At 67.6% G+C, this 25,807-nt stretch carries 19 protein-coding genes; 6 read left to right on the plus strand and 13 right to left on the minus strand.

Translation table 11 applies throughout. The features are described 5' to 3' along the window. Positions 1–114 precede the first annotated feature (114 nt). Positions 115–1,059 carry a hypothetical protein gene (locus tag ACFYY8_RS27755; protein WP_390045808.1) on the plus strand — a complete coding sequence of 315 codons (945 nt, stop codon included), beginning with the start codon at positions 115–117 and terminating at the stop codon, positions 1,057–1,059. A gap of 39 nt (positions 1,060–1,098) precedes the next feature. On the opposite strand, the gene ACFYY8_RS27760 is transcribed toward ACFYY8_RS27755, so the two are convergent. Together ACFYY8_RS27760 and ACFYY8_RS27765 are read right to left on the minus strand one after the other, a co-directional pair. After that, positions 1,099–3,708 (minus strand): FtsX-like permease family protein, encoded by a 2,610-nt coding sequence (locus ACFYY8_RS27760; RefSeq protein WP_390045810.1) that lies wholly within the window; start codon positions 3,706–3,708, stop codon positions 1,099–1,101. Continuing rightward, a complete protein-coding gene (locus ACFYY8_RS27765; protein ID WP_390045813.1) occupies positions 3,705–4,274 on the minus strand; it encodes an ABC transporter ATP-binding protein in 570 nt (189 codons plus the stop codon). Before ACFYY8_RS27765 ends, ACFYY8_RS27760 begins: the two co-directional genes overlap by 4 nt. Positions 4,275–4,345: 71 nt before the next feature. Between ACFYY8_RS27765 and ACFYY8_RS27770 the strand changes: the two genes are divergently transcribed. Next, the gene (locus tag ACFYY8_RS27770; protein ID WP_390045815.1) at positions 4,346–6,088 is read left to right on the plus strand and encodes a recombinase family protein; all 1,743 of its coding nucleotides are present in this window, start codon (positions 4,346–4,348) and stop codon (positions 6,086–6,088) included. 2,667 nt (positions 6,089–8,755) lie between these two features. On the opposite strand, the gene ACFYY8_RS27775 is transcribed toward ACFYY8_RS27770, so the two are convergent. Then, positions 8,756–9,181, minus strand: coding sequence for an ATP-binding protein (locus tag ACFYY8_RS27775; RefSeq protein ID WP_390045817.1), 426 nt, complete (start codon positions 9,179–9,181; stop codon positions 8,756–8,758). Positions 9,182–9,732: 551 nt separating this feature from the next. Here ACFYY8_RS27775 and ACFYY8_RS27780 point away from each other — a divergent pair. Both ACFYY8_RS27780 and ACFYY8_RS27785 read left to right on the plus strand, forming a co-directional pair. After that, positions 9,733–10,941: a helix-turn-helix domain-containing protein gene (locus ACFYY8_RS27780; protein ID WP_390045819.1), complete on the plus strand. Its 1,209-nt coding sequence runs from the start codon at positions 9,733–9,735 to the stop codon at positions 10,939–10,941. A 9-nt stretch (positions 10,942–10,950) separates the two neighbouring features. Continuing rightward, a complete protein-coding gene (locus ACFYY8_RS27785) occupies positions 10,951–11,133 on the plus strand; it encodes a hypothetical protein (RefSeq protein WP_390045821.1) in 183 nt (60 codons plus the stop codon). A 360-nt stretch (positions 11,134–11,493) separates the two neighbouring features. Here ACFYY8_RS27785 and ACFYY8_RS27790 read toward each other — a convergent pair whose 3' ends face one another. Together ACFYY8_RS27790 and ACFYY8_RS27795 are read right to left on the minus strand one after the other, a co-directional pair. Continuing rightward, positions 11,494–11,682, minus strand: coding sequence for a hypothetical protein (locus ACFYY8_RS27790; protein ID WP_390045823.1), 189 nt, complete (start codon positions 11,680–11,682; stop codon positions 11,494–11,496). Continuing rightward, positions 11,679–12,206 (minus strand): PadR family transcriptional regulator, encoded by a 528-nt coding sequence (locus tag ACFYY8_RS27795; protein ID WP_390045825.1) that lies wholly within the window; start codon positions 12,204–12,206, stop codon positions 11,679–11,681. The genes ACFYY8_RS27790 and ACFYY8_RS27795 overlap by 4 nt, the downstream gene beginning before the upstream one ends. Before the next feature lie 88 nt (positions 12,207–12,294). Here ACFYY8_RS27795 and ACFYY8_RS27800 point away from each other — a divergent pair, with 88 nt between their 5' ends. Then, entirely contained in the window at positions 12,295–12,840 is a 546-nt protein-coding gene (locus ACFYY8_RS27800; protein WP_390045827.1) for an FHA domain-containing protein, read from the plus strand. On the opposite strand, the gene ACFYY8_RS27805 is transcribed toward ACFYY8_RS27800, so the two are convergent. Next, positions 12,821–14,197: an MFS transporter gene (locus tag ACFYY8_RS27805; RefSeq protein ID WP_390045829.1), complete on the minus strand. Its 1,377-nt coding sequence runs from the start codon at positions 14,195–14,197 to the stop codon at positions 12,821–12,823. The two genes, ACFYY8_RS27800 and ACFYY8_RS27805, sit on opposite strands and share 20 nt — an antisense overlap. A 174-nt stretch (positions 14,198–14,371) precedes the next feature. On the opposite strand from ACFYY8_RS27805, the gene ACFYY8_RS27810 reads away from it, so the two are divergent. After that, positions 14,372–15,151, plus strand: a complete 780-nt coding sequence (locus ACFYY8_RS27810; protein WP_390045831.1) for a CAP domain-containing protein — start codon at positions 14,372–14,374, stop codon at positions 15,149–15,151. A gap of 90 nt (positions 15,152–15,241) precedes the next feature. Here ACFYY8_RS27810 and ilvC read toward each other — a convergent pair whose 3' ends face one another. The 7 genes from ilvC to ACFYY8_RS27845 form a co-directional block, all read right to left on the minus strand. Further along, positions 15,242–16,222, minus strand: coding sequence for a ketol-acid reductoisomerase (gene ilvC / locus ACFYY8_RS27815; RefSeq protein ID WP_352010725.1), 981 nt, complete (start codon positions 16,220–16,222; stop codon positions 15,242–15,244). Between the two features lie 49 nt (positions 16,223–16,271). Continuing rightward, positions 16,272–16,796: an acetolactate synthase small subunit gene (ilvN, locus tag ACFYY8_RS27820; RefSeq protein WP_184720112.1), complete on the minus strand. Its 525-nt coding sequence runs from the start codon at positions 16,794–16,796 to the stop codon at positions 16,272–16,274. Between the two features lie 64 nt (positions 16,797–16,860). Continuing rightward, positions 16,861–18,624 carry an acetolactate synthase large subunit gene (locus ACFYY8_RS27825; protein ID WP_390045833.1) on the minus strand — a complete coding sequence of 588 codons (1,764 nt, stop codon included), beginning with the start codon at positions 18,622–18,624 and terminating at the stop codon, positions 16,861–16,863. 296 nt (positions 18,625–18,920) lie between these two features. Further along, on the minus strand, positions 18,921–21,587 hold the full coding sequence (locus tag ACFYY8_RS27830; protein ID WP_390045835.1) for a putative bifunctional diguanylate cyclase/phosphodiesterase: 2,667 nt from the start codon (positions 21,585–21,587) through the stop codon (positions 18,921–18,923). 360 nt (positions 21,588–21,947) lie between these two features. Further along, entirely contained in the window at positions 21,948–22,856 is a 909-nt protein-coding gene (locus ACFYY8_RS27835) for a 2-hydroxyacid dehydrogenase (protein ID WP_390045837.1), read from the minus strand. Positions 22,857–22,940: 84 nt separating this feature from the next. Next, entirely contained in the window at positions 22,941–25,046 is a 2,106-nt protein-coding gene (locus tag ACFYY8_RS27840; RefSeq protein WP_390045839.1) for a VanW family protein, read from the minus strand. A gap of 241 nt (positions 25,047–25,287) precedes the next feature. Continuing rightward, the gene (locus tag ACFYY8_RS27845) at positions 25,288–25,656 is read right to left on the minus strand and encodes an SH3 domain-containing protein (protein ID WP_390045841.1); all 369 of its coding nucleotides are present in this window, start codon (positions 25,654–25,656) and stop codon (positions 25,288–25,290) included. Positions 25,657–25,807: the final 151 nt, after the last annotated feature.

A 25,807-nucleotide genomic window follows, 5' to 3' on the forward strand; every position in this document is an offset into this window, starting at 1 on the left:
ACGGTTACCCACTTCGTACACCTTCTATGCCTACAAAATTCATCTTGGTCTTGATCTAGATAAAACTTCGCGATTACCCTGATAAGCCGTGGTTCTCTACCTAAGGTTCCGTGTATGAGCATCGGGAACCCCGCTCTCGGCGACGTACTCTCGCAACACGGCAGCCCACACCGGCTGCTGACGGCGCTGGCCGAATACGGGCTCCTCGTGGCCGTGCGCCCTGATCGCTCCGTCGTGCTCGGCACGACCCAGACCGGCGAACGGGTCCTGCTCGGCTACACCTCGCAGAGCACCTACGCGCGCCACCGCGGCAACCACGCCCTGTCGGCGTGTGACGCCGACACCATCCTCGACATCCAACGTGCCACCGGCGTGCGTGAGATCGTGATCGACGCCGCCGGCCCGGCGGCGGCGGCCGTACCGATCGAGGATCTCCAGCGCCACCTGCTCTCCACCCGCACCGGCCCGACGCCCGCGCTGTCGAGCGCGGCCCCGACGGCCTACGCGACCGGAGCGATGGCCACGGTCTCGCGTGCCTCCGTGCCTCCGGTCGTCCCCGTGGCTCCGGCGACTCCGGTGGCCTCCACCGGGACCCCTAACGGGGCTCCCATGGCGGCCCCCGTGATGGGCCAGCGCACCGGCCCGGCCCCCGTGCCGCCCGCGCCCGTCGCCCAGCCGTGGATCCCCGCGCCGCGTCCCCACCTGTCGGGGCCGATGCAGATGGTCGATCCCGGCTACGGGCGCTGCACACACCCGATCCTGCCCGCGCTGCGCTTCGCGATCTCCTACGTGCTCGCCGACTATCCGCTCGTGCACCACGTGTGGATCTCCGAGGCCAAGACCTCCTCTGGGGCCCCCGGGATCATGCTGCACGTCAAGGTGCACATGTCGGCGGCCGAGGACGTGGTCAGGGACATCCACCGCGGGGTGCGCGCCCGGCTGCCGCAGCTGGCGGCCAGCGAGGCGCCGATCCTGATGGCCAGGGTCGCCGACGCGCGCAGCGAGCAGCGAATGATCGAGATCGGCGCCCACGTGGTCTGCGCGGGCACCACCGACTGACGACGTTCGGCGGCCCGTCCCGAACGGGCCGCCGAAAACCTAGCCCAGCCGCCGGGTCGCCGTGACCTTGGTCCTCGCGAAGGCCAGGGCGATCAGGGCCGCCAGCAGCGGCAACCCGACGCCGACGGCGACGAGGGTGAGCCACGGGGCACTGAGGACCATCCCAAGCTTCGGGTAGGCGACCCCGTTGAACCCGACCTGCCGGTAGTTGCCCAACCGCAGACCCGTCTGGCTCGCCATGGCGAACCCGGGCAGCAGGCCGACCAGCAGGCCGAGGGGCACCCCGAGGCCCGCGACGACCACCGCCTGCCCCGCCGCGACCGCCCTGCGGGTGCGGGGTCTTGCCCCGACCGCCGAGAGCGTGTCCAGGTCGGGCCGGGCGTCCGCGGCGGCGAGGCCCGAGGCGGCGAACGTACCGCCGAGCACCACGAGCGCGGCCAGCGCCCCCATGATCCACAGAGGGGAATCGATCCCTTCCGGCCCGAACCTCCCCGGCTGCATGACCCCGACATCGGTGGTGATCGCGCGTACCGACTTCCAGAGCCGTCGCCCCCGCTCCGGATCAGGACGGCCGTCGCCCGGGCGGACGATCAGCCCGCCGAGGCCGGGGACGTAGCCCGCCCTGGTCACCGCCGCCGCGGGCGCCACCCCGAGCACGGGGGCGGGCCCCTGGAAGGCGACCCCGACCGCGGGCATGACGACCGTGGAGTCCTCGTCTCCCGGCCCGAAGCTCGTGACGTTCAGCCGGATCTCACCATTCCTGACCATGTCCGGATCGAAGACCACCGCCTTGCCCTCGGCCAGTGCGGCCTCCGCCGCCCGGTCGGTACGGCCCAGCAGGAACCGCAGCAGGTCGGGGCCACCGACGGGCAGGGAACGCAACGGCCCCGAGCGGAGGGAGCAGTTCCGGCAGGGGTGCCGCTCCGCGTCGAACTCCAGTGCCCCGCCCTCGCCGTCGAGCGCCCGGTACGTCTCAAGCGGCGTCGCCCCCGGGAAGGCCTCGGTGACAAGTGTCCTGATCCGTTTCCAGGCCTCCCCGGAGACCCCGTCCCCGTAGATCGCCGTCGCGCCCGGGAGGTAACCGGTCCAGTACTGCTGTGCCGCCGTCGCGGCGCTGCTGGTGACACCGACGGCGACCGTGCTGAACGCCGCGGCGGCGGCCAGCACCGCCACGATGGCCGGAGCCGTACGGCCCCGGTTCCTTGAGGCGTCCCTGACGGCCAGCCGCAGGGGCAGCGGGAGCCCTCCGGCCAGCCCGCCGATCCACCTGACCAGCCAGGGCGTCACCATGACCAGGCCGAGCAGTCCCAGCACCCCACCGAGATAGATCGACGCTCCGGCGGCCGTCATCCCGTAGAGCATCGCCGCGGTCCCCGCCACGAGCAGGACCAGCCCCGCCAGCGGGCGGCCCGCCCGGTCACGCGTCGTGGGACGCCTGCCCGCGAGCACCGTGGCCGCGTCCGTCCTGGCCGCCTGCACGGCCGGCACCACGGCCGCCACTACCCCGCTGACCAGGCCGAGCACGGCGACCGGCACGACCTGTCCGACGGGCACCTCGAACGGCCCCAGCTCGCCGGCGGGCCAGATCCCCATGACGGCCGCCGCCACCCTGGCGACACCGACCCCGAGGATCGAACCGAGCACTGTGGCGACCAGCCCCAGGGTCAGCCCGTCGGCCAGCACGACCAGCTTGAGATGCCCCGCGGAGGCGCCCTGGGCGGACAGGAGCGCGAGTTCCCTGCGGCGGCGGCGGATGCCGACGGCGAAGGCGGGGCCCGCGAGCAGGACGACCTCGATCACGGCCAGCGCTATCCCCGCGGCGGCCGTGACCATCCCCGAGACGGTCGGCGTCATCCCCGGATGGTCGACGAGGGCCTGTTCCCGGCCGTTCCCCGCCGAGGGCGGATCGGCGAGCACCGCGGGTGACGTCGCGACGATCCCGGCCTGGTTGAGGCGGAGCGTCCCCGTCCAGGTGAGCGGGGCGGGAAGGTCGGCCAGCCAGACGTCATTCGTGTTGGGATCTCCGGCGGAGAACAGTGAGCCGGGCGGTCCGATGAGCGCTCCTTCGTACTCGGTCCGCTGCTCGGCCACCGTGCCCACCACGTGTTTCTCCGTGCCGTGGTGGGTGTAGCGGATCGTCGCCCCAAGGGGGATCTTCCTGGAGGCGGTGGCCACGACCTCGTCGGCGCCCAGCGGGTAGCGTCCCTGGATCAGGGGGAACATGCCCTTCGTCATCGGATCCCCCAGGTCCAGCTCGACGATGTTGGCTGAGGTGTACCTGCCGTCCAGCGAGTAATCGTCGTAGGTCGCACGGAGCGGGACGACCCGTGCCCCCTGGCCGAGCAGGGCCTGGAGCTGTACCCGGGACCTCGGCTCGGCCCGCCGGTCACTGCGCGGTTCCCAGCTCTCACCGAGAACGGTCTGCCGGACCGGCCTGCCCTCCCTCGTGTCGACCAACCTGGCGTCGGCCGTGCCCAGGAGCATGGGCACCTGTTCCTCAAGCGTCACGTCACGGGTGGCGAAGAAGGTGAGGACGGCGGTGACGGCCAGGACCGGGAGGCCGATCATGACCACGATGAGCGCGCTGCGCGCCTTGGCGCGCCGGATGTCCCTGCGGGAGATCCGCAGCGCGGCGATCAGGGCGCTCATCGGGCGCTCTCCATGGGGGCGGAGGTCATGTCGGCGATCTCCCCGTCGCGCAGGAAGACCACCCGGTCGGCCCAGGCGGCGTAGCGGGGCTCGTGGGTGACGAGGAGGACCGCCGCTCCCGCGTCGCAGCGGGTGCGCAGGAGCTGGAGGACCTCGTCGCCGGTCGGGGTGTCGAGGGCGCCGGTCGGTTCGTCGGCCAGGATCAGCCTCCGTTGGCCGGCCAGCGCGCGGGCGATGGCGACCCGCTGGCGCTGGCCGCCGGAGATCTCGTCGGGGAAGCGGTCGGCGACGTCGGCGAGGCCGACCTCGGCCAGCACCTCCCCCGCCTCCTGCCGGGCCTGGGCCGCCCTGACTCCGTCCAGCTCACGCGGGAGCATGACGTTCTCCACCGCGGTCAGCGAGGGGATCAGGTTCAGGTCCTGGAAGACGTAGCCGACGTGGCGGCGGCGGAGCCCGGCGAGGTCCGCGGCCCGCATGCCCGTCAGCGACGCGCCCTCGACGGCCACCTCGCCCGAGGTCGGGATGTCGAGACCGCCCGCGAGGTTGAGCAGTGTGGATTTGCCCAACCATGATTTATCGCACTTCTTTTTCATAGAATGGAGAGGTAGAGCAAAGCGGAAGGAAAGGGGAAATACCGATGGCAGTCGAGGCTAAGACCCTTACCAAAGCCAAGAGTGAGCAGCACGCACGCATCACGGTCATCAAAGAAGCGATGCTCAACGGCGCCGCCATGTCTATTGATGGCGTAGCCGGACAATGGAATGCCGCAGGCGACATGTGGACCGCCGACGATCCCACAGCGGGTAACACCTTGATCTTGGTCCGGATCTCCGACGCCGAAGAAGAGGAGGTCAACGGCGTAGCCCGCCAGATCGAGGACACGTGCACCCTGACCGCCCGTCGCGGTGCGAAAGTCGGCATGATCCTTGTAGAGAACGACACCTCAGCGTTCAAACGCCGCAAGATCAAGCTTGCCAACGGAGAAACTCAGCTCAGAACCGTACGTCCGAAGTTCCGGTTTGCTCTCAAGTTGCTTAACGAGGCCAGGTATCGCCGTTTCACGACCTACCACCTTGACCGCACGGTTCGTGACCCCCGGGACTTGGAAGACTTGATTGATGTAGTGGAGGGGTCGCGCCCGCGCATCATCGCCGATTCATTCACCGGCAGTTTGAGACTGGCCACTGACAGCGACATCACCTCTGCCCGGATTCACTGTGCCATCGCGAACCAGGCATCCCGTGACACCGTGCGCCGAGTCTCGCGCGCCCGCAAGGAGCAGGCTCAAGAGGGCAGGTTCGGCGGGGGCCGACGCCGCTTTGGGTTCGAGCCAGACGGGATCACCCACCGCCCGCAGGAAGCAGACGCCATCGCCCGTTACCACGCCATTGGGCTTACCGGCGTGTCCGTCAAGGAGATCACCCGCGACATGAAGCGGGAAGGTCTGCTCACTTCCACCGGCAAGCAGTGGACCCCGCAAGGAGTGCGGGACATGTTGCTACGCCCCTGTAACGCAGGGCTCAGCGTGCATCGGCCAGATGCCCCCCTGAACCTTCCCCACGACGAAGACTATGACGGGCAGGAAAGGGGAGATCAGGAAGCCGACGACGCCCCCAGGCTCCCGCACTACACGCCTGAGGACGTTGTCGGCACATTGCCCGGCGAGCCGATCGTTACTCCGGAGGACCATTGGCGATTGGTGAACATGTGGACCGACCCCGACCGCCGCGCCAGCCAGGCAGGCAACACGCCGAACTCGCTTGGATCAGGCATCTACCGGTGTCCGTGTGGGGAAACGGTGACCCCGCAGAACAAGAAGTGGAGGCGTAAGGACCCCGAGACCGGCGAGATCATCCGTATCGACGTGGAGGAGACCTATCGGTGTCTAGGACCCGGCAACGGGCACATCACGTGTCCCCGCCCTGCGATTGACGCGCTGATCACCGCAACGATCAAAGAGCTGATCCGCATCTCCGACCCTGCCGACATCATCGGCCGCCCCACCGCAGGAGCCGACATCCCCGCCCTACGCGCGGAAATGGCGGTCCATGAGGCACGGCTACAGGAGATCAGCGCCGACCGTGAAGCGGACCTCATCAGCCGGGCACAGATGCTCGACATGACCGCCAAACGCCGCAAGAAGATGGCGTCGACGAAGGCCAAGCTTGATCAGGCGCTTGAGGACGTCCACCCCGCCGCGAAGCTGATCGGAGCGGAAGACATCGACGCCGCATGGGACGATCTCACCCTCGGTGAACAGCGGGAGATCTGCCGTCGCATGCTAGCGGTGACCATCCAGCCCATCGGGCGGGGAAAGCGAGTCCCCATCCGTGAACGGGTCACCATCGCCAGGCGTCAACGGGAGACGCAAGGCGCCTGACCTGGAAACGACTACGGCCCCGGGCGAATGCCCGGGGCCGTAGTCATGCTCTGAACCTCACCGACGATGGTTCTTGAAGACCAGCGCGAGGTAATCGCGGTCTTCGTCAGTCAGCGGCCCCAACTCCGCCGCTGTCTGTCTGACCCACTCGTGATCATCATCCGTCAGGCGATAGCCCGACGATGACCGGCTGACTACCCGCGTCCCCTGACAGTCCCCAACAACCTCACGGGCGCGTAACGCCCGGTGTCCGCTCTGTATCGTTTCGCTACGGTTCCCCTGCCCAAGATCACCAAGCGACCCCGCCGTGCCCTCCCTGGTCTTCGGCCCGCCCGCCCACCCTGGCGAATCGGTGCCTTCGGCGCGTTCTTCCCGATGCGCCTCACGCCTGCCCACTACAGCCCGACCCGCAAGTCAGGCGCCCATGACTCCTCCCCTCACCCCATTACCGATTTACCGTACATAGATAACGAACAGACCATATATCGGGTTCCACGCGGGCCGTCATTAACGCCTATTACAGACACCCGTAAATACGGCATCCAGCACGCCGCAGGAGCCCTCCGACCTGCTCTCAGCCGCCCCCGGCACGATGCGCCACATTGCCGAAAGAATCCGAGCCATCAGACGATTCGCTTCAGGCCGAGCGCCAAGGCCGCAGTACGACCCCAACCGGCTCGCATCACTTTTTCCGTTTCCAAGACCAGTGCGCCCCCTCCGCGTCACCGTGCCCCAAGTCGCCGGGTAAGTTGCCGAATTAGCCTTATAGGTATCAAGGGGCGGCAGCGCTCCGCGCCGCCACCCGGCGCGGCACGCCCGCCCGCGCCGGACCGACATCGGCCCCGGGCATGCGGCCTTGCGGCCGGTCCCAGGCCGCGCCGCCCCGTCACGGACAGGCGGACCACGCCGCCCACCGACCCGAGAACGCGCCGCCACTCACCTACCCGCCGCACCGGGAACGCCCCGCCGCCCCACCCAACCCCAGACATGCGACAGCCCCGCCATCACCCAGACGACGGGGCTCAACAAACACTGTCAGGACCACGACCTATTCGAACACACTTTCGGCCCGTGGTGGCGCCGGCCCGCACTGCCCTTAACGGGCGTCCCTTCGGGATGACCTTCGGTCATGCGACCGGCCCCACCACTCCTCACCGGCAAAGGCCCGTACCGCCAGGGCTCAGGCTGTCGGCAGGAAACGGGGAACATTTCTCATTCGGGCGTCCTCCATTTAAGGTTTACGGAGCGGCATTCTTTGCAACAGCACCCATAGGTTTTATATGCATTGTTACTCCCATGTTCAATGCGAGGATTCCTTGTCATTTCTAGCACGTCTGTAAGAGCTAAGCTCCATGTCTCATCCCACCTTTCTCGCTTCCATAGCTGCACATGGGTAATTCCCTCTCCAAAAACGATTGGGAAAAGCTGTTCTCTAGTAGATGCGCGCTTTTCTAGAATGGCGGCGAGAATCCGGACACGACGAGCGGGGCTGTCTAGACGAGAAGGAGGACGGACGGCCGCCTTACATGGCCCTTCACGACACCCCAAACTATACCCTTGGCGTGTTCTGCATAGGTTCCCCGGGCACTCAACGGGGCTTACAACAGGTTTAACTTTCCCCTTTCCCCAGCAATATGCATTAGCAACCTCTCGTCCAAAATGCGGATTCCGCTGCCGCTCTGTATACAGCAAGATCGAAGTAAACCCTAATTCTTTACATGCTCCCCTCATTGAGTATCCGAGCTTCAGTAGATATAGCACCTGCTTACGCAGATGTGCGGATTCTAGCTTTCGTTCCATTCCTTTTTATATGGCCTTACGTCCCGACTTGAAGGCGCGACAATCGCCACACCGGCAATGCGATCCCTGGTAACCATTCCTGGTGCCGTGAGAAACGGTTGGATCTCGGACCTGAGCTAGTGTCTCATCAAGCAGACTTCGCCAATCGTGATCCCACGTTCCTCGCTTCCATAAAAGTCGGAGACTTGGAAGCCCTTCCCGCTCGGTGATCAGGGTCAGGCCGTCACGAGAGCAATCATTCTCTCTGAGTATTGCAGCGATAATACGCTGTCGAATTTCGAGATCATCCAGAGGGGAAGGCTTCCGGATGGTCGCAGCACACTGCGCTTTTCGGCAGATGTACTTAAAATATCCTTTCGGCGTCCCGCAGCGCGGACCAGGGCACTCTACGCCCTTCACTGGGCGTAGCCGACCTTTTGAGGCTTCAACTACGAGCGCATCAAAAGATGAATCGCCGATGCGCTCATGAAGTATCATTCCCGGGGAGACGTTTACTTGGCGTGCAACTTCTGTCAGTGGCGCCCCCGTCTCTATTAGGGCCAGCACTCGGCCCCGCATCTCAGGGTTTTGCAGGGTTCTCATTCTCTTCTGGTGTCCCTCTATTTGCATCTTCCTGTACGGCGGAGAGGACCGCCTCAATGTGGTACCTCAAGGCGATATCGGCGTCACTCTTCGCTTTTTTGTAGGAGGTGTACGTATGCCGAATCCGGTCCCCTTTTGCGGAGGGAAGGTGGGGATCTAAATGCCATATGCGCTTACAGTGAGAGTCTAGTTCGGCAGTGATTGTGAAGCATCTAAGGCCGCCCCAGTATCCGTATTCCATATTGGTAGCGACTGAGGCTTTACGCCACTCAATCAACGGGTCGATCATTTTTCCTCATCGGGCTTTGAGGGCATGGATATTTCCATCCATACGGCGGTACGATTTTTCTTCGTTTGCCGTACGCCCCAGCGATCGGTGAGCAATTCGACTAGCTGTAGGCCGCGACCACCCGCAACCATTTCATCCGGCATCTGTGGCGTTGGCACGCTGCTAGATCCATCGTCGATCACTTCGACGTAAAGCGTCGTTCTGGCGAGCACCCTGATTGTGATATTGATAGCGCCCCCCGGCTGGCCAGAGGCCGTATGCATCACGGCATTCGTTACCACCTCACTCAGCAGCAGAATCGCATCATCTGTTTGCGTATAGCCCGCATGCATGAGACGTGATGTCGCATACTGCCGAGCAAGCCCCACCGATTCCTTTACTCCCGGCAACACAAGCGTTCCTATGAACTCTGTTGTGTTCACCGGGCGACCTGCCGAATTCGGTAGACAGTCTCACTGTCCAAAGCCAGCGCCGAGCACGTACGGCCCCGACCCCAGGCGAACACCCATGCCCCGTTCTGCCGCTTGGTCGCAGTCACCCGAAGTGGTCCCCGGGCTCTCCGTATCACTAAGTACGGTTCTCGCTGGGGCGTGAGTTCGATAGCAACCGTCAGGCCCAGCATCCGCAGGTCCCAAGCCAGCCGCACCAGATGGATGTATTGATGCTGAGCGTCTGTGCCCCGTCCTGTTCCCTGTCCTGACAGTCTTTGCGTACAGTGACCCACTGATCGCACCTCCACTACACGTGTGCGGTCGGGACCCGTCGCGGTTGCCACTGGGGCGGGTCCCATTTCCTTTATGTCTTGTTTGTGGGCTTTGTCCTTCATGGAACCGGGGTAGGGCAACTAGGCCCCTCCGAGTGATCCAGCCATTAGCATCGGGTTCGGTCGTCGTCGAAGCGATGTTGCGGTGTTGCCGCAATAAAGTTGCGGCAACCTTTGCAACTTCGGCTTGTCAGGCGGGAAGGGGTCGATGTGACGACGGGGCAGGATCTTCGGGAGCTAAGGAGAGCCCGGAAGGTGAGCCTGGATGTCATAGCCAGACAAGCAAAGGTCTCAAGAGGGCATATAAGCCGCGTCGAGCGTGGGGAGAGAGAAGTCACGCCCGCTCTCGTCGCTGCCTACGAAAGGGTCCTTGGCGTCACTGTTGCGGCAACAGCGGGCGATGAGGTCGCCCCGGGTACCGTCGATGACGTGAGGCGTAGAGACCTACTCAGCACCATCGCGGCAGCATCCCTAGGAGCCGCCACCCTAGAGCCGTTGGGCCGTCTGTTGGCTGACCCCTCAGTTACTCTCCCGGATCACGTGGGGGTCAGCGAAGTAGAGGCGATTGAAAGCGCGACAGCTCTCTATATGAGCATGGACCTTGCCCGGCACGGCGAAGTCGCCGCAGCTATGGCGCGCGGAGTACTGACAACGGGGATGGGGTTCCTTGACCGCAGGATGACGCGGAGCACTAGAGATCGCCTCCATTCCGCCGTAGGACTTCTGGCCGATCGCCTTGGATGGGCCACGTATGACGCAGGAGCCCCCGCGCGGGCTATCTCACTCCTCACGGTTGCCCTAGACCACGCCGCTAAGGGACCTGATAGAGACTTGCGCGCCCACACCATGCTTGACCTATCTACAGTCCTAGCGGATACGGGGCGAGCGAAAGAGGGGGTGGAGGTTCTTCGGTTGGCGCTAGGAGACGATCGGATGAGTTCCGCAGAGCGAGCGAACTTGCATGCTGTAGCTGCTAGGCACTGTGCCGCTGCTGGAGATCGCCTAGCAGGGCTACGGCATGTCGCGCAGTCGGAAGAAGCCGCAACACTCAACACCCCCGCTTACGGCCCGGAGTGGGCGCGTCAGATCACCCTGTCTAAAGGTCACCATGACAGTGCTCTAGGGCTCGCTCTTTACGCGCTCAACGAACCTGTCAGGGCACGCGACCGCCTAACCGCAGCGTTGACCCGCCTAGATGCTGGCCGCACGCGCACGGGCCTACGGTGTCTCGTTCGGCTCGCCATCCTTGACCTCCGAGCCGGAGATCCCCAAGGGGAGACAAGGGCGCTTCGGGCGGTCGAAGGAACTGCAGGGGTGCGCTCTGCCCGCATCAACGCCGATGTGCACATGTTGATCGAGGAGGCGCGTCAGTCCAAGCCCGATCTTGCAGCCGACCTGACAGCCGCTCTGAGTGCGTAAGGTTCAAGCATGCGACACAGCTTGCGCTCAGTTGCCGACGAGATCGGCGTATCCGAACGGGATCTTTTGATCGTCGCCGAAGCCGACCTAGGCGGCCTGTTCGACCCGTCCGAGGAGACGGTTTCGGACGAGGGGCGCCGCCTCCTTGTTGCGCATTTCCTTGGAGGAACTGACCCCGAGCCCCGCAGGTGAGAAGCTGTTCTACCTAGCTAGCTGCCAGACCCGGGAGTCCTCGCTTATGGCGGGGGCTCTCTCTGTTTTACCTGTTCGCTAACGCGCGTGCAGGTGGGAGCCCCCCGCCGCCCGATTGTACGGGGCTCGGTCGCCCTATCAAGGGTGGCCGTGACCGTAGGGCAACCGGCTCACGTGGAAAGGCGGGGGCTGAGGTACACGCAAGGCCACCCTTGACAGGGCTCCCTCGGCAGTCCCGTAGTCGGCAGCTATGGGGGACGGGGAAGGTGGGGCGGCTTGGTAGGTGGTGGAGGCCCGCGCCGAAGGAGCGGTCAGGGCCGTAGCGCAGGGCGCGCGGAGAGTCCTCGCAGCTCACAGGGCCTATCGAGCCCAGCGAAAGAAGTGTAACAACTCCATACCGGGTTTGCCGGAGCCGGAGGGCCCCATCACCGCGATCAGCTCCCCCGCCGCCACGTCCAGGCTCACCCCCCGCAACGCCCGTACGGCCTGCGACCCCTCGCCGTGGACGCGGGTCACGTCCGTGAGCCGTAGGACCGGTTCTGTGCTCATCGATGTCTCTCCTGCGTCTGGAAGGAGGCCGTGAGCACGGCCTCGCAGTGGTCGAGCCAGCGCTGTTCGGCCTCCGCCTGGAAGATCATCGAGTCGATGACCAGCCGTTGCGCCGGGCTCTCCGCGTTCGCCCGTTTCGCCCGGGTCAGTTCCTGCAGCGTGCTCATGGTCGCCACGCGCTGGGCCTGGATGACAGGCCGTACGTCGGCGCCGGCGGCGACCGCCATGGCGAGCTTGATGACGAGTTCGTCCCGAGGCCGGTCCGACTGAGCGACGGGGGTGCCGAACCATCGCTCCATCTCGGTCAGACCGGCCTCGGTGATCGTGTAGACGACCCGGCCCTGCTCGTCCTGCTCGCCGGGTGTCACCAGGCCGTCACGCTCCAGGCGGGAGAGCGTCGTGTAGACCTGGCCGATGTTGAGCGGCCAGGTCGCCCCCGTCGACGCCTCGAACTCGGCTCGCAACTGATAGCCGTAGCGGGGTCCCCGGCTCAGCAGAGCGAGAAGTCCTTGCTTGATCGCCATGAATACCGAGTATGCATACCGAGTATAGTTGTCGCAAGAGATCCGCATATTCTGGACAGGTTCCACCGCGGGGGCGGATACTCGGGGGATGAGCTCGACGCATCCCCCGGCCCGCGCCTCCGACGGGGACCGCGATCGTGCGATCAACGAGCTTCGTGACCGCGCCGTCGAGGGTCACCTCTCGCACGACACGTTCCTCGGCCGGGTGGACATGGCCCTGCGCGCCCAGAGCCAGGGCGAGCTGGAGAACCTGGTCGCCGATCTGCCGCAACGCGGCCGCTTCCGCCGGATGGTCACCGAGATCGTCTCCTCGGCCTCCGACTTCACCAAACGGGTGGAGTCCGCCTGGCGACGCCCGAGACTGCCCAGGCTCGCGCTGCCCGGGGACAACCGCACCCGCTACGTGGTCGGCCGGGGTTCCGCCTGTGACCTGGTCCTGGCCGACCTGACCGTCTCCCGGATCCACGCCGAACTGCGCCGCGACGGGGAGGGCTGGATCGTCGTCGACCTCGGCTCGCTCAACGGCACCCGGCTCAACGACTGGCGGCTGGTCGGCCCGGCGAAGGTCCGCGCCGGAGACGTCGTGTCCTTCGGAGACTGCGTCTTCCTGGTGATCACTCCCCAGATGGGGTGACCCCTCTGGCCGCGAGCGTCCGCGCGGTCAGGGGATAGCGCCTGGCCAGCAGCAGGCTGATTCCGGCGAAGAGGGCGGGCAGCAGTGTCCCGCCGTACAGGGTGACCGCGACCGCGGCCTCCGGCTGCGCGACCGGGTTCGCCGGGCCCGACTCGACGAAGCCCGCCGCGCCGAGCAGCCAGCCGAGCACCAGCGCGCCCAGCGCGAAGACCACGGTCTCGCACGCCGCCCAGAGCCCGGTGAACGAGCCGGCGCGGCGCCCGCCGGTCACCAGCGTGTCGTGGGCCACGACGTCGGCCAGCATCGAGACCTGCAGCAGCTGCAGCCCGGCATAGCCGACACCGACGACGAGCAGGCACAGATGCGCGTAGACGGGCCCCAGGCTTCCCGAGAGGGCCGTTCCCGCCGCGCCCGCCGCGAACAGCGCCGACCCCAGAGCCATCGCGCCCCGTTTGTCGTAGCGCCGGGACAGCCGCACCCACAACGGCATCGTGACCAGCAGCGGCCCGACGACGCACATGAAGAGCGTGGTGACGGCCCCCGGATCGCCCAGGATGTAGGTGGCGAAGTACGGCGCGCCCGCGAGCAGCACCCCCGCGGCGAACATCTGCGCGCAGCCCAGCGCGAGCAGCGGCATGAACGCCCCACTCGACCTGGCCTCGGCGAACTGGGTCCTGATCGACGGCCCCGCCCCGCGCGCCCCGGTGACGGCGGGGGCGGGGGTGGCGGGGACACGGGCCGTACCGAAGAAGGAGGCGAGCATGGAGGCCAGCAGCACCGCCGCGACCAGCAGGCCCATCAGCCGATAACCGGAGACCTCGTCGCCCGCGATCGCCGGAGCGACGGAGCCGGACAGCAGGATCGCTCCCCCGACGAAGGCCATCTTCCACTGCAGCAGCGCGGAACGCTCGTGGTAGTCGTCGGTCATCTCCGCGGCCATCGCCTTGTAGGGCACCTCGTAGAAGGCGTAGGCGGTCGCGGTGGCCAGATAGCAGACCGCGACGTACAGCGCGGCGGGCAGACCCGTGAGCGGCGGCCCGGCGAACATCAGCGCGAACATCACCGGAAGGGTGAGCGCGCCGAGCAGCATCCAGGGACGGCGCGCGCCGAACCTGGAGACCGTGTGGTCGGAGCGGCGCCCCACCCAGGGGTCGAGGACCATGTCCCACAGCTTGGGCAGGAAGACCACGAGCCCGGCGGCCCACGCGGGAACCGCCAGCACGTTCGTCATGTAGAACAGCAGCAGCAGACCGGGGACCGTGGAGAACGTTCCAGTGCAGACCGAGCCGACACCGTAGCCGACACGCACCGCACGGGGAACGATCAGGGGTGCGGGGACGGGCGCCGGCGTGACCATGGCCACATTCAAGCGCACGGTCTCCCGGGTGACGGTCCCCGAGGGCGGAAACGTTTCCGGATCGTCGCGCGAACCCGGAGCCCGTGATCGTCGGCCGCGATGTGGTGACACGGGCGGCACGCCCCCGGAAGAATGCGGAACCCATCCAGCGCCCAACGATCTGGAGGAACCACCATGCGCAGACCTCTGGGGATACTCGCCTGTGCCGGGGGCCTGGTGGCGCTCGGCGCACCGAGCGCCACCGCCCAGAGTGCCCAAGTCGTGACGGTGCCGCAGGTACGGCAGGCCGAGTGCCGCGTCTACGCCGCCGCCCCGGCCGTGTCCTCCGCGGAGAAGATCCAGGCCTCCGCCATCCGGGTCGGCTGCACCGGGAGCGCCCTGGTCCGCATCCGGATCATGCAGGCGAAGACCGGCACCGACCCGGCCGTCGGAAGCGCCTCCCGGCGGGGCGTCAACGGACGGGTCACCGCGACGGCGCCGTGCGTCTCCGGTGTCTACTACGCCGTCGTCGCCGACGACCAGGGCAACACCGGCCGTTCGCAGAACGCCACCCTGTCGTGCGGCGTCCCCAAGGCCGTTCAGGAGGTGCTCCGGCTGACCAACGCCGAACGACGGGCCGGAGGCTGCCCCGCCCTCAAGGACGACTCCCGGCTGCGCGCGGTCGCCCAGGGGCATTCCGCCGACATGGCGGCCAACGACTACTTCGAGCACACGTCCAAGGACGGCAGGACCATGGACAGCCGGATCAAGGCGTCCGGGTTCAGCCCGCTGTCGGCGTGGGCGGAGAACATGGCCTGGGGTCAGCGGACCCCGGCCGAGGTGGTCAAGGCCTGGATGAACAGCGCGGGCCACCGGCGCAACATCATGACCTGCTCCTACACCCACGTCGGGATCGGCATGGCCACCAGCCCGCGCGGCCGTGTCTACTGGACGCAGGACTTCGCCAGGCACTGACCCGGGCGGGAGACGCGTACGGCCCGCGCCCCCGTGACGTGAACCGTCGCGGGGACGCGGGCCGTACGGCGACCGCCCTGGCGAGCCCGGCTACTTGAGCCAGCTCATCATCGGACGCAGCTTGGCGCCGGTCTTCTCGATCGGGTGCTCGGCCAGCTCCTCGCGGTAGGCGGTGAACTTCTTCTGGCCGCTGTCGAACTCCTCGACGAGCTCCTTGGCGAACTCACCCGACTGGATCTCGGCGAGGATGCGGCGCATCTCCTCCTTGGTCTCCTTGGTGACCACGCGCGGGCCACGGGAGTAGCCGCCGTACTCGGCGGTGTCGGAGACCGACCAGTACATCTTGTGGATGCCGCCCTCGTACATGAGGTCGACGATCAGCTTCATCTCGTGCAGGCACTCGAAGTAGGCGACCTCGGGCTGGTAACCGGCCTCGATCAGGGTCTCGAACCCGGCCTTGATCAGCTCGGAGACACCACCGCACAGGACGGCCTGCTCGCCGAACAGGTCGGTCTCGGTCTCCTCGGTGAAGGTCGTCTTCAGCGCGCCCGCGCGGGTGCCGCCGATGCCCTTGGCGTAGGACAGGGCCAGGTCCCAGGCGTTGCCGCTGGCGTCCTTCTCGACGGCGACGAGGCAGGGCACACCGCGCCCGGCGGTGTACTGGCGGCGGACGAGGTGACCCGGGCCCTTGGGGGCGACCATGGCCACGTCGACGCCCTCCGGCGCCTCGATGAGGCCGTAGCGGATGTTCAGGCCGTGGCCGAAGAACAGCGCGTCGCCCTCGACGAGGTTCGGGGCCACGTGCTCGGCGTAGAGGTGGCGCTGGATGTGGTCCGGCGCGAGGATCATGGTCAGGTCGGCCTCTTCGACGGCCTCCGAGGGCGAGACGACGCGCAGGCCGTCGGCCTCCGCCTTCTCGCGGCTCTTGGAGCCCTCGGGCAGGCCGACCCGGACGTCCACGCCGGAGTCACGCAGGGAGAGCGCGTGGGCGTGGCCCTGGCTGCCGTAGCCCAGGACGGCCACGTGCCGGCCCTGGATGATCGACAGGTCGGCCTGGTCGTCGTAGAAGATCTCAGTCACTCTCTTAACCTTTCGGGTTTTCCCGTACGGCTCGTACGGTCTACGCGCTCCGGTCCAGGGCCCGGAGAGAACGGTCGGTGATGGAACGGGCACCGCGGCCGATGGCCACCATGCCCGACTGGACAAGCTCCTTGATGCCGTACGGCTCCAGCAGCTTGATGAAGGCCTGCAGCTTGTCCGGAGTGCCGGTGACCTCGATCGTCACGGCGTCCGGAGCCACGTCCACGCAGCGCGCCCGGAAGAGGTTGACCAACTCAAGCACGCTCGAACGGTTCTCGGCGTCGGCCCGCACCTTGATCAGGGTGAGTTCACGGTGCACGGCCTGAGCCGGGTCGAGCTCCACGATCTTGAGCACGTTGATCAGCTTGTTGAGCTGCTTGGTGACCTGCTCAAGCGGGAGGTCTTCGACGTTGACCACGATGGTCATCCGGGAGATGTCCTCGTGCTCGGTCGGCCCGACCGCCAGCGAGTCTATGTTGAATCCGCGGCGGCTGAACAACGCCGCGACGCGCGCGAGCACGCCCGGCTTGTTCTCGACCAGCACGGAGAGCGTGTGCCTGCTCATGCCATTCCCTTCGCCCGGCCGTCCGCCGGAACACCGCTGTGCCTGTCGGTCCGCTCGCCCACCGCTAGTCCTCGCTGTCCCAGACGGGCGCCATGTCACGGGCGAACTTGATGTCGTCGTTGCTGGTCCCGGCCGCGACCATCGGCCAGACCATGGCGTCCTCGTGGACGACGAAGTCGATCACGACGGGCACGTCGTTGATCTCCATGGCCTTCTTGATGACCTCGTCCACGTCCTCCGGGCGCTCACAGCGCAGGCCGACGCAACCGTAGGCCTCGGCGAGCTTCACGAAGTCGGGGATGCGGCGGACCGTCTGCAGGTTGGTGTTGGAGTAGCGCTGGTTGTAGAAGAGCGTCTGCCACTGCCTGACCATGCCGAGGTTGCCGTTGTTGATGATCGCGACCTTGATCGGCACGCCCTCGATGGCGCAGGTGGCCAGTTCCTGGTTGGTCATCTGGAAACAGCCGTCGCCGTCGATGGCCCACACCGTGCTGTCCGGCCTGCCCATCTTCGCCCCCATCGCGGCGGGGACCGCGAAGCCCATCGTGCCCGCGCCGCCGGAGTTGATGAAGGAACCAGGGTTCTCGTAGCCGATGAACTGGGAGGCCCACATCTGGTGCTGGCCGACGCCCGCGGTGTAGATCGCGTCGGGGCCGACGACCGCGCTCAGCCGCTGCATGACGTACTGCGGGGCGATGGAGCCGTCCTCGAACTCGGTGTAGCCAAGCGGGTAGGTCTCCCGGTAGGCGTCGAGCTGGCTCCACCACTCGCTGTAGTCGCCCTTGCGGTTCTCGTTGCGCACCGCGTTGATCAGCTCGGTGATGACCTCCTTGCAGTCACCGACGATCGGGACGTCGGCGTGCCGGTTCTTGGAGATCTCCGCCGGGTCGATGTCGGCGTGGACGATCTTGGCGTACGGCGCGAAGCTGTCCAGGTTGCCGGTGACGCGGTCGTCGAAGCGGACGCCGAGCCCGATGAGCAGGTCGGCCCGCTGCAGCGCGCCGACGGCGGGCACCGAGCCGTGCATGCCGGGCATGCCCAGGTGCTGGCGGTGACTGTCGGGGAAGGTGCCGCGCGCCATCAGCGTGGTGACCACGGGGATGCCGGTCAGCTCCGCGAACTCCAGCAGTTCCCCGGCCGCCCCGGCCTTGTGCACGCCGCCGCCCACGTACAGGACCGGGCGCTTGGACTCCGCGATCAGCTTGGCCGCCTCGCGGATCTGCTTGGAGTGCGGCCTGGTCACCGGGCGGTAGCCGGGAAGCTGCATCACCGGAGGCCACTGGAAGACGGTCTTGTTGGTCAGCGCGTCCTTGGAGATGTCCACGAGCACCGGCCCGGGACGGCCCGTCCCCGCGATGTGGAAGGCCTCGACGATCGTCCTGGCGATGTCGGCCGGGTCGGTCACCAGGAAGTTGTGCTTGGTGATCGGCATGGTGATGCCGGAGATGTCGGCTTCCTGGAAGGCGTCGGTGCCGATGGCCGCGCTGGTCACCTGGCCGGTGATCGCGACGATCGGGACCGAGTCCATGTAGGCGTCGGCGATCGGCGTGACCAGGTTGGTCGCTCCCGGGCCGCTGGTCGCCATGCAGACCCCGACCTTGCCCGTGGCCTGGGCGTAGCCCTGGGCGGCGTGTCCGGCGCCCTGCTCGTGCCGTACGAGCACGTGCCGGACCTTGACAGAGTCGTATAGGGGATCGTAGGCGGGAAGAATCGCGCCGCCCGGAATCCCGAACACAGTGTCGACTCCGACGTTCTCCAGTGCCCTCACGAGGGCCTGGGCTCCTGTCATCTGTTCGGTCATCGGCTCGTTCCTTGTGTGGCTGAGCATGTTTGATGGGGTTGAGCTCTACAACGGCATAAAAAATGCCCCATCCCGCCGGGGATGGCGGATCTGGGGCGGCGCGCAGGACGAGATGCTTCGCTATCGGCCCGCGCGCCGGCGAAGTACTACGAGAATCCCACGGTGATGCATGGGTCCACCATGGCCGACGCACCGGGCCCACGTCAAATTCATGGGACGGGGATCTCACGATCCGAGACGGAAAAATACGGGAACCTGGACGACACCTTTCCCACTCCAGGTCGCTGACCAGGTAAAACGACCTTCGACGGCCGACCGGTCCGTCAGACGCCGCTCGGCATACTCGGCATGTCCGTGTGCATGAGCGAGTCGACCCCGCGCGCCGCCATCGGCCGCGCGACCAGGAAGCCCTGACCCCTGGTGCAACCCATCTCACGCAGCAGTTCGAGCTGTTCCTGACGCTCGATGCCCTCGGCGACCACGATCAGGCCGAGATCGTGGCCGAGCCGTACGATCGTGCGGGTCAGCAGGGTCAGCGTCTCGTCGCGTCCGAGACCCGAGACGAACGACGGGTCGATCTTGATCATGTCGACCGGGAGCTGCCGCAGCAGGGCGAGCGAGGCGTAACCGGTGCCGAAGTCGTCGATGGCCAGCCGTACGCCCAGCTCACGCAGCTCAGAGAGCCGGTTGACGGTCTCCTCCGCGTCCTCGACCAGCATCTCCTCGATGACCTCCAGGGTCAGCGCGCTGGGCGGCAGGCCGCTCTCCGACAGGGCCGACTCGACGCTCTCCACGAAGCGCGGCGCCATGATCTGGCGGGCCGACAGGTTCAGCGACAGGCCGATCTTCCACGAGGAGGCGTGCCAGGAGGCGACCTCCCGGCAGGCCTCACGCAGAATCCACTCACTCAACGGCACGATCAGGCCGGTGTCCTCCGCCGGGCCGAGGAAGAGCTCGGGCGGCACGAACGCGCTCCCCCGCCACCAGCGCACCAGCGCCTCGACCGCGGTGACCCGCGAGGTGGCCAGGTCGACGACCGGCTGGTACTCGATGGCGAACTGGTTCTCCAGCAGCGCCCGCTGCAGGTCGGCGGCCAGTTCGAGGCGCCTGACCACATCGGTGTGCATGTGCGCGGCGAACACCTCGACCCGGCGCCCGCCGAGCTCCTTCGCACGGGCCATCGCCACGTCCGCGTTGCGGATCAGATCGGCCGAGGAGACGTCCTCGTCGGCGAAGGCGACCCCCACGCTCGCGGTCAGCGCGACGTCGCGGTCCGCCACCCGGAACGGCTCGGAGGAGACCGTGCGGACCAGGCGCTCGGCCAGGTCGACCGCAGTCTGGGCGTCCGTCGCCCCTTCGAGCAGCACCGCGAACTCGTCGCCGCCCCACCGCGCCAGCGTGTCGTCCGCGCGTACGGCCGCGCGCAGCCTGCGGGCCGCCTGGCCGAGCAGGTAGTCGCCGCTGGCGTGGCCGACCGAGTCGTTGACCGCGGTGAAACCGTCCAGATCGAGGAAGACCACGGCCGCGGCGCCCGCGCCGGGACGGGCCAGCACCTCCCGGGTGCGCTCCTCGAAGTAAGCCCGGTTCGGCAGTCCGGTGACACCGTCGTGGAAGGTCAGATGGGCGACCTGGTTGCGCAGGGCCTCCTGGTCGCTGACGTCCCTGGTGGTCACCAGCAGCAGTTCCTCGCCGCGGACCCGACGGGTCGCGACCGACTCCGTCGGCCGCCAGGTGCCGTCCGACGCCCTGACCCGGCAGGCGACCATGCAGGTCCCCGCGCTCTCGGCGGACTCCTCGTCCAGGCTCATCGCGCGCATCGCCACCTGGATGGCGGGCACGTCCTCCGGATGGATGTAGTCGAAGATCCTCCCGCCCACGATCTCCTCGGGGCGGTAGCCGTACGTGGTCTCGACGCCCTCGCCGATCTCACGCACCACGCCTTCGTAGTCGCACACCAGGACCACGTCCCCGGTGCTCTCCGCCAGGTCGTGCAGCTGCCGTTCCCCGAGATCGACCAGGCGCCGCATCCGGCCGGTCTCCATCAGCACGACGAACAGCCGCAGCACCAGGACGACGACGACCGACACCGAGACCAGCGCCAGGACCGGCACCGGCCCCTGGACGCCGCCGCCGAGCACCCGCAGGAGCACGACCACGGCGGCGACCACGACCAGGACCAGCGGCGCGGCGGACAGCAGCGAGGAGGCCGTCTGACCGACCAGCTCCTCCGTCTCGCCCTCCGCCGGAGAAGACTCGGTCTCCTGCTGTTCCCCCGTCGCGGACTCCGCGACGGCCTGCGCCGTGGTGTCGCCCGCCGCCTCGTCCCGGTCCTCGCCGGAGATGTCGGGGCGGGCCGTACGGTCGCTCCACGCGACCGCGGCGAGCAGCAGGAAGGCCGCGGGCGCCAGCCACACCTGGCCCAGCGGCGGCTCGTCGCCGGTCAGCCTGGCCAGCGCGGTGACGGTCTCCGAGGCGGTGACCGCCGCGAGTACGGCCAGCGCCGCGAGCCCGACCGGCCAGGCCGAACGCCTGGCGGGCACGACGGCCGGGCCGACCGCGCAGGCCAGGACCAGGCAGAGCAACGGTGAGGCGAGCGTGACCGCGAAGGTGCCCGCGTCACCCGCGTCGCGGTAGGCGGGGCCGAACAACAACACCCAGCCGATGACGAAGAGCGAGGCCGCGCAGACATAGGCGTCGGCCAGGTCCCGTAACAGCGCCTGACCACGCGCCTGTCTGACCGCGCACAGACCGGTGCCGACGGCGAGCATCGCGGTGCCCGCGAGCAGGACCAGATCGGCGAACGTCACCACGAAGGGCGTCCCGTCGGCCAGCGGCCGTACGGCGATGCCGACCAGCCAGGTGGCGCTGCCCGCGGCGAGCCAGCGCCAGGCCAGCGCGCTGGCCCGGTCGGACGGACGGCGCGCGGCGGCGAACAGCGAGAACGCGGCGAACGCCGCGGCCGTAACGCCCGCGACCGCGCCGACGATCACAACGGCAGCACCACTGAGAAAGGCGGCAACCAGCCCCACCACGCCGGTCAAGGCCGCGGCGGTCAGCGCTACCCGGGGGTCACGCCAGCGGATCAATGTCGTCTGCCCATCGGTTTCGGTTCGTCTCGCGTGCGCGGCGGTCTCTGTTTGCCGTGCCCGCGTTGCCGTCGAAAACGCGTCGTCCTTCGTCCTCCGCGTCCCACGACGGCACACGATCAGTGTGTGCTCTCCGGCCGACGCGGATGGTGACAACGCCGGAGTCGTCACCGATCCGATAACCGCGCGAGCGATCGGACTCGCAGTAATTCACCGTACGCACCCCAGGTCACGAGGCAGCCACGGTCGGGAATCCTTTCCCGGTCAGTACGAACCGGTGATCACGTTTTTAAGCTGCTCTCCGGCGAGGTGTCTCAGCAGCTGCGAGCGCAGCAACCTCAGCAGACGCCGCCCCGAGGCGGGGGTGCTTCCCGCGACGTGCGGGGTGATGAAGACCCCGGGCGCCGACCACAGTGGGTGACCGGCGGGAAGCGGCTCCGGGTCGGTCACGTCGAGCGCGGCGATCAGCCTGCCCCGTTCGAGCTCGGCCACGAGCGCGTCGGTCTCGACGACCCCGCCCCTGGCCGCGTTCACCAGCAGGGCGCCGTCCCGCATCGACGCCAGGAAGGCCGCGTCGACCAGCCCCGTGGTCGCGGGGGTCGCGGGCACCAGCAGCACGACCACATCCGCCTTCGGCAGCAGCTCGGGCAGCTCGTCCTGCCCGTGAACGCCCTCCCGCGCCGTCCGCGCGACCCGCACGACGTCCACCTCGAAGCCTTCGAGCCGCCGTTCGAGCGCCTGACCGATCGAGCCGTACCCGACGACCAGCACGGTCGAGTCGGCCAGCACACCGGTGTGATGGTAGGTCCACTCTCCCCGCCCCTGAGCCGCGGCGAACCCAGGGAACTCCCGCAGCACCGCGATCATGGCCCCGACCACCCACTCCGCGGTACCCGCGTCGTGCACACCCCGTGCGTTGCACAGCACCACGCCCTCGGGCAGGTGGGGCCGGTAGGCGTCGACCCCGGCGGTGACCGTCTGCAGCAACCGCAGCCCGTGCATCCGACCGAGCAGCTCGGGAACCAGCGAGGGCGGGATCAACGGCGGAACCCAGACCTCCACCTCCCCGATCCCTTCGGGCGCCGGCCCGGTCCCGTCGTAGACGACGCACTCCACATCGGGAAGATCACGAAGGACATCGGCCGCGGCCTGCGAGGGGACCCAGATTCTCATGGCTCCGATTATCGCGCTGTGCCTCTTTGCGGCGCCTTCGGCGGCGCAAAGAGACACAGCCCGCGACGCCGAAGGCGGCGCAAATTACTCCGTCTGGGGGGTTCCGCCCGCCACGCACTTCAGGTTTAGTTCGGGGCGGTAGACGGTGGTCTGCTTGACGCGTTTGATCTCTTCGCCGCCTTGCTTGAAGATCCGCCAGACGTCGATCGTGAAGCCCTGCTGGCCTTCCATGGGGATGCAGCCCGGGCCGCTCTCGGTCACGCTCTTGAACGGCGTGAGATTGTAACGTTCCGATGAGATCGACTCGATGTCGTAGCGCTTGGTGCTCCAGAAGGCGACCGTGACGCCGCTCGCGGTGTAGGAGGTCTTCACCAGCACGCCGTACTTGGAGTCGTTCCGCCAGCGGAAGTCGGGCTCCGGCCAGGAGACCGTGGACTCGCGGCCCGCCGGGTAGCGCGAGATGTAGAACTCGTGCGGCACGTGCTGGACGTCTTCGAGGCCGCCGAAGAACACCGCGTTGTACATGGTCGTGACGAACTGGGAGATGCCGCCGCCGACCGAGTCGATCAGCCTGCCCCCCTGGATCATCGGCGCCGGGACGAATCCCCGGGCCGTGTCGCGTTCGCCGATGACACCGTTGAGGGAGAAGGTCTCACCGGGTTTGACGATGTAGCCGTCCATGATCTTGGCCAGGGTCCTGATGTTGGTCACCCTGGGCGGGCAGCAGACGTACGGGGTGGTGAACTCGCTGATCTTCTCCTTGATGCCGAGGGCACGTGCCTGCGCCTCGGAGAGTCTCGGTTCGACGGTCGTGAGCGTGACCTGGACGGTCCGCTCGCCGCCCTCGGCGAGCATGGCGGCCATGTCGTCGGCGAGCTTTCCGGTGTCGACGCCCTGTCCCTTGTGGCCGGGGACCAGCTTCGGCTTGTCGCCGACGATCTCGAAGGTGGGTTCCCTGGGGGCCAGGTCGGGGTCGACGAGTCCGTTCTCCAGGTCGGCGACGGCGCCCCTGGCGTCGAAGACGGGGCGCATCTCGCCTTCCGGGCCGGGTTCGTAGGACAGGTGGGCGGCGAGGGTCTCGGCCGTCATCCGCACCTGTTTGTCCCCGCGGACCAGGGTCACCGGGCCGGAGAGCGCCTTGGTCGCCTCGGTCCTGGCCTGCTCGACCGCCTCGGGGGTGGCCTTCGGTTTGATCACCGAGACGGGTAGGTCGACGACGCCGGGCGAGCCGAGGAAGGCCTTCGCGATGGCGTCCGCCGCCGCCTCCTGTTCCAGCCTGCGGCCGTCCCTGGGGACCACGGCCACGGGCCGGGTGCCCTTGAAGGTGACCTCGCCGTCCCTGACCTTGAGATCGATCCTTCTCGCCAGTCCCTTGACGGCGTTCTTCATGAGTTCGGGGTCGACGGAGATCTTGGGGTTCAGGTCGTTGGTCCCGGTGAGGGCCCGCCAGACCTCTCCCGGCGAGGGGAAGTCACTCGGTGCCTGGTCGATCGTCGCGACGACGTCGAACTCCAGCCCGGCCTCCTCGGGGTCGAGGGTGTACTCCTTGCCCGCGGCCCGCAGGGTCATCGCGCTGGTGGCGGGGGCGGCGAGTTTGTCCCTGAGCCGTTCGGCGGCCTCGGTCGCGGTCAGCCCGCCGATGTCGACGCCCCTGACGTTGGTGCCGGGCAGCATCTTGCCCGCCATGACGATCGCGGGGATGCCGTAGGCGAGGCAGCCGAGCACCAGCAGGAGCAGCAGGGCCAGCAGCAGCCCGCGTCCGCCACGGCGTGCGGGTGCCCCCTCGGTGCGGGGTGATCCTCCCCGGGGAGGCCCCGCGTCACCGGGTGCGGGCTCCTGACGCGACGGGGCGGCCTTGTCCTGGGGGGCCGCCATCCGCCAGGGCTCCGGCTTGGGGGTGGGCGGCGGCAGGCCGGGCGAACCGGGGGATCCCGGTGAGCCGGGGTTCACGGGGCCCTGTCGTCCACCGGCGCCGCGCGCGCCGGGAGAGCCGGCCGGACCGAGCAGGCCGGGCGAACCGGTGGGACCGAAGATGTCGGGGGAGACGCCGGGGGGCAGTTTCGAACGTCCCTTGGGCCTGTTTCCCGGCGGCTGGGCGGGGTCACGGGCGCCCGGGGGAACGGGATGCGAGGGCAGAGGCACCGCCGCGAACGGGTCGGTCGGCGGATCTGTCGACGCTCCGTTCCGCACTGCCTCAGGCTCCTCCTGCTTCGTGGCCTCTGCTTCCGGCAACCCTAAACCACAACCGTCCGCGGGCACCCTTGGTGAGCGGTAACAAATCACCTCGGCATGGCGGGTTTGCGGCATGGTTCGTGCTTCGCAAGAGCCCTTTCCCGCCTTTTCCGGCACCGTCGGAGTGGTTTTCCGCGCCCCGGACCGGGCCCACCGTACGGGACCTGGAGAGGAGTCCGTACGGCGGGCCCGGTCCCCGTCAGGCGCCGAGCGCGTCGACGGCCGTGCGCGAGAAACGCACTCCGTCCTCGGTGGCGAAGTATGAGCAGGAGGCCCATCCGACGGTTCCCGCGGGCAGTCCCGAGGCCGACCTTCCGCCGAGTCTGAACTGGCACCAGGTGCCCGAACTGACGCTGAGGATCTGTCCGTAATCCCCGTAGTAGAGGTAACCGACCACCCAGCTTCCACCGGGGGTCGATCTCAGCCGGACGCCGTTGGCGATGACCATGGCGTCGATCGCCCGAGCGCTCGTGACGGCGGAAACGGCGGCCTGTGCCGGGGTGACGACGGCCGGCGTCGCGCAGACGGCGGCCGAGAGCACGGCGAGGAGCGCCAGTTGTCTCTTCATGGAATTCTCCGATCTCGGGCTGTGCGGTACCAGAGAGAAGGGGGAGATTAATGTGATTACTGTGCAAGAAGTTAACAACCCCAGTCAATGCACATTTAGTGGGAGAAAGTGGGTTTCCAGATAACAAAAAGGCCCCACCGAATCGGTGGGG

This window comes from Streptosporangium sp. NPDC001559 (assembly GCF_042893955.1).
Taxonomy (GTDB): domain Bacteria; phylum Actinomycetota; class Actinomycetes; order Streptosporangiales; family Streptosporangiaceae; genus Streptosporangium.